Origin of the sequence: Caulobacter sp. FWC2 (assembly GCF_002742625.1) — a bacterium.
GTDB lineage: Bacteria > Pseudomonadota > Alphaproteobacteria > Caulobacterales > Caulobacteraceae > Caulobacter.
This window is the reverse complement of sequence record NZ_PEBF01000001.1, coordinates 3,648,702-3,661,780: the sequence shown is the minus strand read 5'-3', so window position 1 is coordinate 3,661,780 and position 13,079 is coordinate 3,648,702. Positions and strand designations below refer to the sequence as shown.

At 67.2% G+C, this 13,079-nt stretch carries 10 protein-coding genes; 2 read left to right on the top strand and 8 right to left on the bottom strand.

Going from position 1 to position 13,079, the window contains the following annotated elements:
* Positions 1-63 precede the first annotated feature (63 nt).
* The 6 genes from CSW62_RS17585 to CSW62_RS17560 all read right to left on the bottom strand — a co-directional run bounded on the left by CSW62_RS17585 (position 64) and on the right by CSW62_RS17560 (position 6,933).
* Entirely contained in the window at positions 64-1,719 is a 1,656-nt protein-coding gene (locus tag CSW62_RS17585; protein WP_099579997.1) for a M56 family metallopeptidase, read from the bottom strand.
* Positions 1,716-2,090, bottom strand: coding sequence for a BlaI/MecI/CopY family transcriptional regulator (locus CSW62_RS17580; protein ID WP_099579995.1), 375 nt, complete (start codon positions 2,088-2,090; stop codon positions 1,716-1,718). The genes CSW62_RS17585 and CSW62_RS17580 overlap by 4 nt, the downstream gene beginning before the upstream one ends.
* Positions 2,091-2,186: 96 nt before the next feature.
* Positions 2,187-2,393: a hypothetical protein gene (locus CSW62_RS17575; protein ID WP_099579993.1), complete on the bottom strand. Its 207-nt coding sequence runs from the start codon at positions 2,391-2,393 to the stop codon at positions 2,187-2,189.
* Positions 2,394-2,539: 146 nt separating this feature from the next.
* A complete protein-coding gene (locus CSW62_RS17570) occupies positions 2,540-4,756 on the bottom strand; it encodes a S9 family peptidase (RefSeq protein WP_099579991.1) in 2,217 nt (738 codons plus the stop codon).
* Positions 4,757-4,821: 65 nt separating this feature from the next.
* Positions 4,822-5,706: a polysaccharide deacetylase family protein gene (locus CSW62_RS17565; protein ID WP_099579989.1), complete on the bottom strand. Its 885-nt coding sequence runs from the start codon at positions 5,704-5,706 to the stop codon at positions 4,822-4,824.
* A gap of 3 nt (positions 5,707-5,709) precedes the next feature.
* Positions 5,710-6,933, bottom strand: a complete 1,224-nt coding sequence (locus CSW62_RS17560) for an SGNH/GDSL hydrolase family protein (RefSeq protein ID WP_099579987.1) — start codon at positions 6,931-6,933, stop codon at positions 5,710-5,712.
* Positions 6,934-7,245: 312 nt separating this feature from the next.
* On the opposite strand from CSW62_RS17560, the gene CSW62_RS17555 reads away from it, so the two are divergent.
* Entirely contained in the window at positions 7,246-7,596 is a 351-nt protein-coding gene (locus CSW62_RS17555) for a hypothetical protein (RefSeq protein WP_099579985.1), read from the top strand.
* On the opposite strand, the gene lepB is transcribed toward CSW62_RS17555, so the two are convergent.
* Positions 7,593-8,366 (bottom strand): signal peptidase I, encoded by a 774-nt coding sequence (gene lepB / locus CSW62_RS17550; protein ID WP_099579983.1) that lies wholly within the window; start codon positions 8,364-8,366, stop codon positions 7,593-7,595. The genes CSW62_RS17555 and lepB overlap by 4 nt on opposite strands.
* Positions 8,367-8,539: 173 nt before the next feature.
* Positions 8,540-10,921 (bottom strand): TonB-dependent receptor, encoded by a 2,382-nt coding sequence (locus tag CSW62_RS17545; RefSeq protein ID WP_099579980.1) that lies wholly within the window; start codon positions 10,919-10,921, stop codon positions 8,540-8,542.
* A gap of 243 nt (positions 10,922-11,164) precedes the next feature.
* On the opposite strand from CSW62_RS17545, the gene ettA reads away from it, so the two are divergent.
* The gene (gene ettA, locus CSW62_RS17540; RefSeq protein WP_099579978.1) at positions 11,165-12,832 is read left to right on the top strand and encodes an energy-dependent translational throttle protein EttA; all 1,668 of its coding nucleotides are present in this window, start codon (positions 11,165-11,167) and stop codon (positions 12,830-12,832) included.
* The last annotated feature ends 247 nt before the right edge of the window (positions 12,833-13,079 follow it).

The following is a 13,079-nucleotide window of genomic DNA, read 5'->3' as shown; positions in this document are numbered from 1 at the left end:
CGAAAGAAGTTCGTTTTCTTTCGCTACGGAAGTCAAGCGCCGTTGTCGCAACCGATCGCTGGTTTAGCTCGGGTTGCGCGACCGGGCTTCCAGCTCGTCGGCGCGACGCTCCATGTCCTTGGCCTTGTCCGGGAGCGTCTCGGCCAGATCGCGCAGTTCGGCATCGGTGACGTCGCCGCCGCGCTCGCGGTTCTCGGCGATCTGCTTGGCGCGATAGGCCGGGTCGCGCAGGCGGACGGCTTCCTCGCGCATCTGCTGGGCGCCGCGCCGCATCTGCACGGCGCCATTGGCCATGTGAATGCGGGCGTTGGCCACCTGGCGCATGGCCTGCTCGCGCGCGCGTTCGCCGATGATGCGAGCCTGTTCGCCGGCGAGACGGGCCTGTTCGGCGCCGATCCGCGCGCCCTCGGCGGCTTGGCGGGCGATGTCGGCCTGCGCGCGGGCCTCGTCGGCGCGGATGTGGCTCTGGTCGGCCTGGCGCCGCATCACGTCGGCCTCGATGCGGGCCTGGTTGGCCTCGACACGCGCTTGATCGGCCTCGGCGCGCGCCTGGTCGGCAGCCAGTCGCTCAGCGTCCGTTGGGACACGGTAGTAGCTATAGGCGTAGCCCGACGTGTAGGCGGGCGGGGCCGGCGGAGTAGCGGGAGGCGCTGGCGGGGCCGGGGCGGCGGGCGCGCTGACCGGTGGCGCGGGCGGAGCCGGACGGGCGGCCATCGCCGCAGGCGGGGCTGGGGGTGCTGGAGGCGGTGGTGGGGCGACCCATTCCTGGTGCGTCAGGCCCAGGGCGGCCAGCGGCGTGGCGACGGCGGCCAGGGCGATGACGCTGAGGGCGACGGTCACGGGGCGGCGGCGTGAAGCGGTGTCGGTCATGATGTGGGCGATCCTTGTCTTCAGCGTGCGGGCGCTGGCGGCCATCGCGGTTGCGGGACGCGGGCTCATCAGGCGGGCGGGATGATGGGCGGCCAGACGCACCAGCGTCCGGGCGTAGAGGGTGCGGTCGACGGCCTCGAGCGCGATGGTGTCGGCGGTCTCTTCCGAGCGTTCGGCCAGTGCGGCGTGCAGGCGCCAGACCAGCGGGTTGAACCAGAACACCGCCAGGGCCAGGCGGGACAGGACCAGGAAGATCCAGTCCTGACGGCGCAGGTGGGCTAGCTCATGGGCCAGGATGGCGCGGGCGGCGTGACGCTCGTCCAGGCTGGCGGTATCGACGACGATGAAGCCGGGCGCGACGCCCCAGCTCAGCGGACTGCTGATGCGTTCGCTGGCGATCAGGCGCGGACGGTCTTCCTCGGGCGACAGGTCTTCCAGCGGCTCCAGCCAGGCCTCGTGCTCGACCGGACGGCCCTGGCGGGTCCAGCGGTCGAGAGTCTTAAGGCCCAGCAGCAGTTGGCCGATCACGGCGGCCACGCCCAGCAGCCACAGGCCGCCAACCAGACTGGCCGAGGGCGGCCAGGACAGGGCGGCGGGGGCCGGCGCGGCGGCGTTGGCCATGGCCGCGCCTTCTACGGGGAAGTAGGGCGCGATCGGCGGCAGCAGGGCCAGGTCCAGCGCCGGCAGCACGTTCATGATCACGGGGATGGCCAGTAGCAGACCGACCGTGGCCCGCAGGATGTCCACGCGATCTACCGGGCGCTGGGCCAGAAAGCGGGCGCAGGCCAGGCCCGCGCCGGCGACGACGCTTGACTTGATCAGCAGCGAAAGGAGAAGCGTCCAGGTCATGGCTTGCGCTCCACAGCCTTGTCGATGACCCGCTCCAGGGCCGCGGCTTCCTCGGTGGTCAGGCGCTGGGCCAGGCCCAGGAGGGCGGTGGCGGCGCTGGCGGCCGAGCCGGCGAAGAAGGTGTCGATCACCCGCTTCAGCGCGCTGGCCGCGACGGCCTCGGGGCGCGGGGCGGGGCGGTAGACGAAGCCGTCGGGACCGGCCTCGCGCTCTACCAGGCCCTTGGCCTCCAGGCGCGAGAGCATGGTGCGGATGGCCGAGTCGCTGATTGGGTCGGACAGGGCGCTACGCACGTTGGCGACAGCGCCGGTCTCCAGGCGACAGAGGGTCTCGAAGACCTCGCGTTCGCGTCGGGGCAGGGATTCGATCATGGCGGCTTCCGCTATCCGGTGTCCGCTACATGTGTAGCGCTACGCCTGTAGCGCGGCTAGCCCGTGATACGTGAATTCGACGTAATGGCGGCGTCGCTAGTGCAGCGTCGCGCCGGTCAGCATCCAGCGGGATAACGTGCGGACGTCACGCGCGTCGCACTGTTCATCCAGCCCCATCTCTTCGAGCATGATCGCCGCCAGCAGCCATTCCTCGAGCTCCGAGGCCGAGGCGCGGCCGTCCTCAAGCGCTTCCTTCACGGTCGCGATCAGTTGCTCGATGGCTTCTTCGGTCGTTCTCGCCACAGCGCGCTCCTCGGGAGTCCACTGTGGCGGAACGTAGAGCTTGGTTCGCGGTTCAGGCCTGCGACAAATCGGCTTGCGGGTGGAGCATTCCGTCGCAGGCGCCTCGCGCGCACCCGGTGTGACAGGGCCGCGCGAGGGTTTAGAGCCTATTGGCCCTTCAGCTTGCGATCGAAGAACTCCAGGTGCGTGTTCAGCACGCTGAGGCCCTTGGTCTTGCTGCCCGGCGCGCTGTGGCGCTCGCCGGGATACAGCGCCATCTCGAATGGGATGGCCTTCTTCTGCAGGGCCGCGATGACGCGGGTGCTGTTCTCGAAGATCACGTTGTCGTCGGCCATGCCGTGCAGCAGCAGCAGGCTGCCGGGCTTCAGCTTGTCCAGCCGGGTGTTGATGTCCGAATAGGCGTAGCCGGCCTTGTTGTCGGCGGGCGTGCCCATGTAGCGCTCGGTATAGGCCGTGTCGTAGAGGCCCCACTCGGTCGGCGGTGCGCCGGCCGCGCCGGCCTTGAACGGGGTGTTGTCGGCCGTCAGCAGCATCAGGGTCATGAAGCCGCCGTACGACCAGCCCATCACGCCCAGCTTGTCGGGATCGACATAGGGCAGGCTCTGCAGGAACTTGGCGCCCTGCAGCTGGTCCTGGACCTCGACCGTGCCGAGATTGCGGTCGAGGGCGCGCTTGAAGGCCGCCGAGCGGTTGCCGCTGCCGCGGTTGTCCAGCTTGAAGACGACATAGCCGGCTTCGAGATAGGTGCGCTCGTTCGGGCTATGCCAGCCCTTGGTGACGCGCTGGGCGTGCGGGCCGCCATAGACCGAGACGATGGCTGGATACTTCTTGGCCGGATCGAAGCCGGTCGGCTTTAGGATCTCATAGTAGAGCGCCGAACCGTCGGCCGCCTTCAGCGAGCCGTACTCCGGAACCGGCAGGGTCGAGGCGTAGGGCCAGTAGGCGTGGCCCTCGGCCAGCTTGTTCTCCTCGATCCAGCGGACCCGCTTGCCGTCGGCCGAATAGAGCGCGGTCTGCGGCGGGGTCTTGGGATCGCTGTAGGATCCGGCGAAGGCGCCGCCCGCGTCGGCGACCTTGGCCGACCACCAGCCGCCGCCCGAGGTCAGGGCCTTCGGCTTGCCAGGCTTGGCGTAGGAGACCTCATAGATGCGGCGCTCCAGCGGGCTGTCCATCGAGGCGCCGAAGATGGCGACCTTGCGGGCCTCGTCGACGCCTTCCAGCTTGTCGACCGGCCAGTCGCCGTTGGTGATCTGGGCGATCAGCTTGCCATCGGCGGCGTAGCGGTAGAGGTGGCTGTTGCCGTCCCGCTCCGAGCCCCACAGGAAGGTGCCATCCTGCAACGCTCGGAAGTTGTCGAGTAGCTCGATGAAGTGGGTGTCGGTCTCGGTCAGGATCGTCTTGCCGGCGCCGGTGGCCGGGTCGAAGGCGATCAGGTCCAGGGTCTTCTGATCGCGCGACAAGCGCTGGACATAGACGGTCTTGCCGTCCTTGGCCCAGGCGACACGGGCGACATAGATGTCCTTGTTCGCGCCGAGGTCCAGCTGGACCACCTTGCCCGAGGCCAGGTCGCGGACGAACAGGTCGACCACGGCATTGGGGCGGCCCGCGCGCGGATAGCGCTGATTGACCACGGTGGCGCCGGTCGGGCCGATGTCGGCGCGCGGCACGATGTCGACGCCGTTCTCATCGACGCGGGCATAGACGATATGGGCCTCGTCCGGGCTCCACCAGTAGCCGGTCGCGCGGGAGAGCTCTTCCTGGGCGATGAACTCGGCGACGCCGAACGACAGGGCGTCCTTGCCCTCGGTGGTCAGGGCCTTCTCGGGCCCGCCGCTTACCGGCTTTATATAGAGGTTCTGGTCGCGGACGTAGCTGACGTACGCGCCCTTGGGCGAGACCTTGGCGTCGACTTCGTCGCCCGGGGTTTCGGTCAGGCGGGTGACCTTCCCGTCGGCGATGCTGTCCAGATAGAGGTCGCCATCCAGGGGGACGAGGATAAAGCGGCCCTGCTTGTCCCAGCTATATTCGACGATGCCGCGGGCCGAGACGCGGGCGCGTTCGCGACGGGCCTTCTCGGCTTCCGACAGCTCCTTGGCGCCCGACGACAGGGTCGCCGAGTCGATCAGGCGATAGGGCTCGCCGCCCTTTACGTCGGCCGCCCACAGGTCCTGGACATTGGCCGCCTCGGCCTTGCCCTTCAGGTAGGTGACGCGCTTGCCGTCCGGCGACAAGGCCACGCCCTTGGCGGTCGGGCCGCTCAGGCTGGGGTCGGCGAACACGCGCTGTGGGGTGAGTTTTTCCGCCATGGCCGGGGTCGAAAGGGCGAGGACGGCAGCGAGCGCCGTGAGCGAGGGCTTGATCATGGCGCGGGACGCTATGCGGGAGCGTCGCCGTTGTCAGCAGCGAAGTTGTTGCGGGGGTGAAACGCTCAGCGGCACATCTCGCCCAGCGCCTTCGCATCCACCGGATCGGCCGGAACCGGTAGGCCCTTGGCCTTCAGGGCGTTCTCCAGCGTCGTCGGCTCGGGCGGCAGGCCGGGGGCGAGGTCGGTGCGGTAGAACGGATGCTTCTGCGCCTTCGCCAGCGTCGTGAAGCCGAAGCCGCGATCCTGGTAGAGCTTGTACAGACGCGGGGCCATGCGTGCGTCGAAGGCGCCGGCGTGCATCAGCAGGACGTAGGGGATGTCCTTGCCATAGAGCGTCCGGCTCATCGTGCGGGCGCGGTCGGCGACGGCGGCGGCGCCGTCCAGGTAACGCTTCTCCAGGTCGGCGATCGCGGCCTGGTCGCCCTTGGCCACGCAGCGGGCATAGGGCTCGTTAAAGGCGTAGTCGGCGAAGCTCATCGTCACGCTGGCGATCTTGTAGTGGTTGTCGGCCAGCCAGGCGCGCACGGTCAGGCGCTTCTCCAGCGTCTCGCCTTCGGCCAGGTACGGATAGCGCAGCCAGCGCCAATCTTCCTTACCCATCAGGTCCCGTAGCAGCAGCTCGTTCTGGGCGATCTCGGCCGTGTATTGCTCCGGCGTGGCGGTGGCGATGTTGCGGTGCGACCAGGTGTGGTTGCCCAGCGGTTGGCCGGCCGCGCGCCACATCTTCATCACCGGCGTCGAGTCCGGCTCTGTGGTGGTCGCCGCCGCCTGGGCGCCGTTGATGAAGCCGAACGCCGGCGCCTTGGCGTCAGCGGCGGCCTTCAGCAAATCGGCTGCGATCTGCACGCGTGTGACGCCGGGCGGCAGGGCGCTGTGCGCCGGCAGGTCATCCCAGGTGAAGGCGATGACGGGACCGGAAGCGGCCAGAAGAAGAGCGGCGGCGATCATGGCTTACTTCTCAAACAGGCTCAGCGGCACGGCGTCCGCCATGGCCTTGTAGCCCGCCATGTTCGGATGCAGGCCGTCATTGTCGTAGGCCGGCAGCAGGGCGGTCGGCTTGGTCGGGTCGCGCAGGGCCTTGTCCCAGTCGATGACGCCGTCGAAATTCCCGGGCGCGCGGATCCAGGCGTTGATCGCCTGGCGGTCGGCCTCGCTCTCGGGGCCGGGGTGATAATAGGCCGAGCGGCCATAGGGCAGGATGGTCGCGCCGATCACCTTGATCCCCCGGCCCTGGGCGCGGTCGATCATCTGGCGATAGCCGGCGATGACCTGCTCGACCAGGGCCTTGTGGGCTTCGGGCGCGGCGGGCGCCTCGCGGGTCAGGGTTCCCAGATCGTTGACGCCTTCCAGCAGCACCACGTGGGTGACGCCCGCCTGGGAGAGGACGTCCCGCTCGAACCGCGCCAGGGCGTTGGGGCCCTGGCCGTCGAGCAGTACGCGGTTGCCGCCGATGCCGAGGTTCAGGAGGCCGATGTTCTTGCCCTTCAGCCGTTCGATCAGGCCGTCGGTCCAGCGCAGATTGGTGTTGGGCTGGACGCCGTAGCCGTCGGTGATGCTGTCGCCCAGCGCCACGATGGCGCGAGCCTTGGCCGAGACCACGTCGACGCTGGAGATCTGCAGCCAGCGGTCGGCGGTCTTGGCGCCCGGCAGGTCGGCGGCGGCCACGTGGTCGCCGGCCAGGACGTAGGAGGTCGCCCGCGAGCCGGGGTGGCCGGTCTGGACGCTGGGCGCGGCAGCGTAGTGGAGGCTGATGGCCAAGCTGCTTAGGGGGGCGACCTTCAAGGCGACCGGATCGGACCAGTAGTCGGCGCCGGCGGGAATGGTCACCTCGGCGCGGCCGGAGAAGGTGAGGGCGCGGTCGGTGGCCGGATCGATGCGAGCGCTGGCCAGATTCGCCGAGACCGCGACATGGGCGGCCTTGATGGTCAGGGGCGCGGTCCCGAAAGCGTTGGACAGGCGCACCCGCAGCGTCTCGCCGCCCAGGGTCAGGCGCACGACCTGGCGCAACGTGGCGTCGGCATAGTCCTCGGCGGCGAGGCGATTCTTTTCGTCCGGCGCGATCTGGGCGCTGGCCCAGGCGCCGACCCAGCGGGGGCTCTTGGGCGACTCGGAATGAACCGGGAAAGCGAGGGCCAGGGCGGCCCCGAACACGGCCAGCCGCGCGAGCATCTTCATCGACGTTTCTCCCCACTCCGAACTTGCTGCGTCGGTAGCGGTAACATTGGTATGACCTCTCGCCACCGTCGTAAAGCGCCGCTGTGGTTAAACGATCTCAAGGCGGAGATGCGGCAGGCCGTCGCGCCTGTCGGAAAAGGGTTGCGCTGTTCGGAGTGTTAGCGCTATCAGAGGTCTGTGAGGCGCCGAGCGCCTCTGCCCTTCCTGGGCGTTTCCTCCCTATTGACTTCAAGCCCGGTCGTTTGGCCGGGCTTTCTTTTTGCGCATCGCGAAAGATGATAGTCAGGGACGAACGTCGCGAGGTTTCTCCACATGACCGCTGGCAAGCCCAAGAAGAGCGAAATGCTCGAGGTCCGTCTGCCGTACGAGACCAAGACCGCCTTCATGGCCCGCTGCCGCGAGACACAGCGCACCGCCAGCGAGGTGGTGCGGATCTTCATCGACCAGGAACTGGACGGACGCGCGGCCAAGCCGCGTTCACACGGCCCGGTCTGGCGCGCCCCATGGGGACGTCTTCTGGCGGCGGCGCTGGCGGGTCTCGCCGTCGGCGCGGTGGCCGCGCCCTCGCTCGCCCGTCCGACCACGCCCTCGCACACGGCCTTCGAGCGACTGGACGCCAATCACGATGGCAATCTGAGCTTCGAGGAATTCAGCGGGCGCTAACGTATCGGCTTCAGCAGCCGGTCCCACTGCAGGTCCAGCCAGGTCCAAGGCTTGAACAGCGACGCGCCCTGTCGCCAGGACACCAGCACGAACTTCGCCCGGCCCACCAGGTTTTCGGCCGGCAGCAGGCCGACGCCGCCGTCTGATGGGGCGAAGCGGCTGTCCAGCGAGTTGTCGCGGTTGTCGCCCATCACGAAATACTGGCCCGCCGGCACCACATAAACGCCGGTGTCGTCGCCCGGCTGGCCGGGGCCGCCGTCATAGGTGACATAGGCGCGGCCGTTCGGCGTCCGCTCGCCCACTCGCAGGACGGTGCGGTCCGGCGCGTCATGGTCCTGGGTCATGCCCATCGGCGTCTGGGGAATGGCCACGCCTTTGACGAAGACCTGTCCGCTTCGCACGCGGATACGATCTCCCGGCAGGCCGATCACGCGCTTGATCCAGGTCTGCGAGGGATCGCGCGGCAGGCGAAACACCACCACGTCGCCGCGCTGGGCCGTGCGCTCCAGGAACCGACCCTTGAACAGCGGCGGATTGAGCGGGAACGAGGCCCGGCTCCAGCCATACGACGACTTGGAGACCACGATGTAGTCGCCGGTCACCAGTCCCGGCTCCATCGAGGACGAGGGAATGGTGAAAGGCTGGAAGATCACGACCCGCAAGGTCAGCGCTATGGCCAGCGCGAAGCCCACGGTGCGAAGGATTTCGACAAACTCGCGCCAGGCGCTGGCCGAGGTCGGGGCGGTGTCGGGGGAGGGGATGTCGGTCATGTCTGAAGCAGGCCTCGCGTCAGCCGCCAGCGCCAGCAAAGGCCTGTCCGGACGTCCGGGAATTCGTGTCCGGACATCAAAAAAAGGGCCGGGAGACATGCTCCCGGCCCTCCATTTCTTTCTGTCCTACCGGACAGCCTCTGCGAGGCTTCCGGGAGGACAAGGTTTAGGTTCTAGAAGCGCTTCTTGATCGTCAGGTAGGCCTGACGCGGGGCGCCCGGCAGCAGGGTCATGGCCGTGCCGGCGCGGTCGGCCTTGGAAGCGCCGCCCGAACCGACCGTCGAGATGTAGTCCTCGTCGTTCAGGTTGGTGACGTTGCCCTGGATCTCCAGGCCGCGCAGCATCGGGGCGGCGTCTTCGCTGAAGCGATAGCCGACTGTCAGGTCCGCGACCGTGTAGTTGTCGACCTTGCCGCCGTCGTTCTCGAACGTGTACCAGCGCGAGCCGACATACGAGAGACCGGCGCGGGCATAGAGGCCGCCGTTGTCGTACTTCAGTTCGGCCTTCAGCAGGTTCTTGGGCGTGTAGATCACGTCCTTGCCCTTGGTCTTCATGGCCACCAGGCCGCCGGCGCCCGGGACGTCGTCGTCATACTTGGAGTCGTTGTAGCTGTAGGAGCCGTACAGCGACCACTCGTCCGTCATGCGGAACTCGCCGGCGACTTCGACGCCCTTGGTCGTGACCGAGCCGACGTTCGACAGCACGGCCGGCAGGCCCAGGATCGGCGGAGCCGTCGAGGCGCTGTCCAGGCGGTTATCGAACTTGACGTGGTAGAGGGCCGCCACGCCCTGGAAGCGGCTGGTCTTGAGGCGCAGGCCGCCCTCGAAGGTCTTCGAGGTTTCCGGCTTCAGGTTCTTGGCGACGTAGTCGACGACCGTCTGGTTCTGCGAGGCGAAGGGACCCGAGGTCGCGGCCGACACGAAGGCGGCCATGTTCTCGGTGTAGCCACCGAACACTTCGACGCCGTTGTCCAGGCTGTAGACGGCGCCGACCTGGGGCAGGAAGCTGTCCTTGCTCTCGATCTTGCCGTTCATCTTGCCGACGATCGACTTGACCTCGTTCTCGACCTTCATGGCCTTGAAGCCGAAGTTGACCTTGAAGGCGTCGGTCACCGACCAGACGTCCTGCAGGTAGCCGGTCGTGGTCTTGGTGTTGAACTTGTATTCCCACGAGGTGGTGAACGGGTTGGACTGGAAGTCCAGCGGGTCACGCGACGGGGCAGACAGGGTCTCGGCGTAGAAGCGACGCGCCTGGGCGAAGTCATTGTCCTCGTGCCAGAAGCCGGCGCTGATCTGGTGGCTGGCCAGGTCGACGACCAGGTTGCCGATGAGGCCCTTGCGGTCGATGTCGTACTCGGTGGTGCGGATCGACAGCGGCGCGGCGGTCGAGCCGGCCGTGCCATAGCCGGGGCTGACCGTGTAGGGCGTGTACCACAGGCCCTGGCCTTTGTTCTTGTGGCCGTAGCCGGTCAGGTCGACGCGGACATTGTCGCCGATCTTCTGCTTGAAGGTGGCCGCGAACAGGTCGTCGTCACGGATGCCGGCGCCGGCGTAGTAGGCGTCGTCCGGGGTGTCGACGCCGTAGGCGCGGTAGGGGTTCACGCCCACGCCGGTCCAGTAGCCGCCGTTCAGCAGCGGCGTGGCGCCGGCGTAGTTAGCCGGGTTGTTCAGCACGGCGCCGACGCCGACGGCCTTGGCCCAGTCGGGCTGGAAGTTGTCGAAGTCGCGGCCCAGGCGCTTGATCATGTCGAACGACATGTCCTGGTAGTCCTGCTCGCGGCGTTCCGAGTGATCCCACCACGCGGTCAGCGAGCCGTTGTCGCCCAGCGGCAGCTCGACCTTGCCGTCGATCTGCAGCTGCTTCTGCTTGGAGCCGCCCTTCCACTTGTCGGCCTGCTGCTCGGCGACCGAGAGATAGCCCTTCAGGCCGTTCAAACCTTCGATCGCGCCGGTGTCCAGGCGACCGAACACGCGGTGCATGTTGTCCGAGCCGACCGTGGCGTTGGCCTGGAGGCCGAAGTCTTCCGTGGGATTGCGCGAGAAGAACTGCAGCGTGCCGCCCAGGTTCGAGGTCGAGGCGGTCGACAGGGCGCCGGCGCCCTGGGCCAGCTCAATCTTGCCGATGTCTTCGCTGGCGATCGCGCGGCTGATGTGAAGGCCATTGTAGTTGCCATAGTTCATGTCGCCCAGCGGCACGCCGTCCAGCGTGAAGCCCAGGCGACCTTGATCGAAGCCGCGGATCGAGATGCGAGTCGACCACTCGTACGCGCCGAAGGCGTCGGCCGACTGGAACGACACGCCGGGCAGCTTTTCGATGGCCTTCAGCGGGCTGGAGCCGGCGGCCTGCAGGGCGACCTGCTGCGCGTTGACGGTCTGGACCTGGCGGCTTTCGCCACGGCCCAGGACGATGATCGCGTCGACTTCCGCGGTTGCGGGCGCGGCGGTCGGCGCGGCGGCGTCGGCGGCGGGCTTCACATCATCAGCCGCGAAGGCCGGGTTCGCGAACAGGCCGAGCGCGCAGACGGCGGCGCTCAGCAACAAGGCGTGCTTTTTCATGACAGTCCCCAATCCGGCCCGAAACAGAAGGGGAGGGGCCGGTTGGGAGCTTGCGGTAACAGCGGTCGACGACGGCGAGGCGACGGGGCTGTGTCGGCTGTTCGACAGTCTGAAGACTGAACGGTGACGCATGCGCGCTTGCGATCCGGCCGTCTGGGGCCTGCCGCGATTGCGCGAAGCGCTCCGGACCGCTATTTCAGCGCCCAATCCCAGAAACCCTCGTCCAGCGAGAACGCGAGCCTCATGGCGCAGCAATATATTTTCCAGATGCAGGGCCTGACCAAGGCCTATCCCGGCGGCAAGAAGGTCTTCGAGAACATCTGGCTGTCGTTCTATTCCGACGCCAAGATCGGCGTGGTCGGCGTCAACGGCTCGGGTAAGTCGACCCTGCTGAAGGTGATGGCCGGCCTGGACCAGGAGTTTTCGGGCGAGGCCAAGGCCGCCGAGGGCATCCGCCGCGGCTACCTCCCGCAGGAGCCGGTGCTGGACCCGACGCTCGACGTCTGGGGCAACGTCATCGCCGACTGCGAAGACAAGCAGATCTTCGACAAGTACAACGCCCTCGCGGCTCAGCTCGGTGAGGAATACACCGATGAGTTGATGGAGGAGATGACCAAGCTCCAGGAGATCATCGACGCCCGCGACCTGTGGGACATCGATTCCAAGGTCGAGATGGCCATCGACGCCCTGCGCTGCCCGCCGAACGACGCCAACATCGAAAGCCTGTCGGGCGGTGAAAAGCGCCGCATCGCCCTGGCGCGCCTGCTGCTCAGCAAGCCCGACATCATGCTGCTCGACGAACCGACCAACCACCTGGACGCCGAGTCGGTGGCCTGGCTGCAGCACCACCTGGAAAACTTCCCGGGCTGCGTCATCCTGGTGACCCACGATCGCTACTTCCTGGATCAGGTCACCAAGTGGACCCTGGAACTCGATCGCGGCAAGGGCATCCCCTACGAGGGCAACTACTCCGGCTGGCTGGAGCAGAAGCAGAAGCGCGTCGTCCAGGAGCAGTCGGAATCCGAATCCCGCCAGCGCGCGCTCACCCGCGAACTGGAATGGGTCCGCAGCTCGCCGAAGGCCCGTCAGTCCAAGTCGAAGGCCCGTCTGGCCAGCTACGAGGAAATGGTCGCCGCGCAGGAAAACGCCCGCGCCGCCCAGACCCACGCCCACATCCAGATCCCGCCCGGTCCGCGCCTGGGCAACCTGGTGCTGGAAGTCGAGGGCCTGGAAAAGGAATACGGCGACAAGGTGCTGTTCAAGGACCTGTCGTTCCGCCTGCCGCCGAACGGCATCGTCGGCGTCATCGGTCCGAACGGCGCCGGCAAGTCGACCCTGTTCAAGCTGATCACCGGCCGCGAGCAGCCCGACAACGGCACGGTCAAGGTCGGCGAGACGGTCAAGCTTTCGTACGTCGACCAGTCGCGCGACGCGCTCGACCCGAACAAGACCATCTGGCAGGAGATCAGCGGCGGCACCGACGTGATGATCGTCGGCAAGCGCGAGATCAACAGCCGCGCCTATGTCGGTTCGTTCAACTTCAAGGGCGGCGACCAGCAGAAGAAGGTCGGCCTGCTGTCGGGCGGTGAGCGCAACCGCGTCCACCTGGCCAAGACCCTGGCCACCGGCGGCAACCTGCTGCTGCTCGACGAACCGACCAACGACCTGGACATCGAAACCCTGCAGGCCCTGGAAGAGGCGCTGGAGGAGTTCGCGGGCTGCGCCGTGGTCATCAGCCACGATCGCTGGTTCCTGGACCGCCTGGCGACCCACATCCTGGCCTTTGAAGGCGACAGCCACGTCGAGTGGTTCGAGGGCAACTTCGAGATGTACGAGGAAGACAAGAAGCGCCGCCTGGGCGCCGACAGCCTTATTCCCAAGCGCATCAAGTTCCAGAAGTTCGCGCGGTAGGGGGATTTAGCTTTAGATGGAGCCATCTAGGCAGTAAAAAAGAGGGTTTAACGCCTGGATTCTAAAGCCTTTTTATTCGGGTTGGATGGTTCAATTTAACCCGGACAGGCTCCAGGGTGATCCGGATGGCAGGCGATCGAAGGCTGCGGGGTGACCCGCAGCCTTTTTCGTAGGGATCGTCACTGGCGATTTAGTGGGTTGATGCGTCTCAACTCAACATAGTGTAGTGCGAACCTCGAAGCGTTCG

Bases quoted from the DNA above. Each gene is read 5' to 3' on its own strand.
- CSW62_RS17585 (WP_099579997.1), bottom strand. From the start codon at position 1,719: ATGACCTGGACGCTTCTCCTTTCGCTGCTGATCAAGTCAAGCGTCGTC.
- CSW62_RS17580 (WP_099579995.1), bottom strand. From the start codon at position 2,090: ATGATCGAATCCCTGCCCCGACGCGAACGCGAGGTCTTCGAGACCCTC.
- CSW62_RS17570 (WP_099579991.1), bottom strand. From the start codon at position 4,756: ATGATCAAGCCCTCGCTCACGGCGCTCGCTGCCGTCCTCGCCCTTTCG.
- CSW62_RS17565 (WP_099579989.1), bottom strand. From the start codon at position 5,706: ATGATCGCCGCCGCTCTTCTTCTGGCCGCTTCCGGTCCCGTCATCGCC.
- CSW62_RS17560 (WP_099579987.1), bottom strand. From the start codon at position 6,933: ATGAAGATGCTCGCGCGGCTGGCCGTGTTCGGGGCCGCCCTGGCCCTC.
- CSW62_RS17555 (WP_099579985.1), top strand. From the start codon at position 7,246: ATGACCGCTGGCAAGCCCAAGAAGAGCGAAATGCTCGAGGTCCGTCTG.
- lepB (WP_099579983.1), bottom strand. From the start codon at position 8,366: ATGACCGACATCCCCTCCCCCGACACCGCCCCGACCTCGGCCAGCGCC.
- CSW62_RS17545 (WP_099579980.1), bottom strand. From the start codon at position 10,921: ATGAAAAAGCACGCCTTGTTGCTGAGCGCCGCCGTCTGCGCGCTCGGC.
- ettA (WP_099579978.1), top strand. From the start codon at position 11,165: ATGGCGCAGCAATATATTTTCCAGATGCAGGGCCTGACCAAGGCCTAT.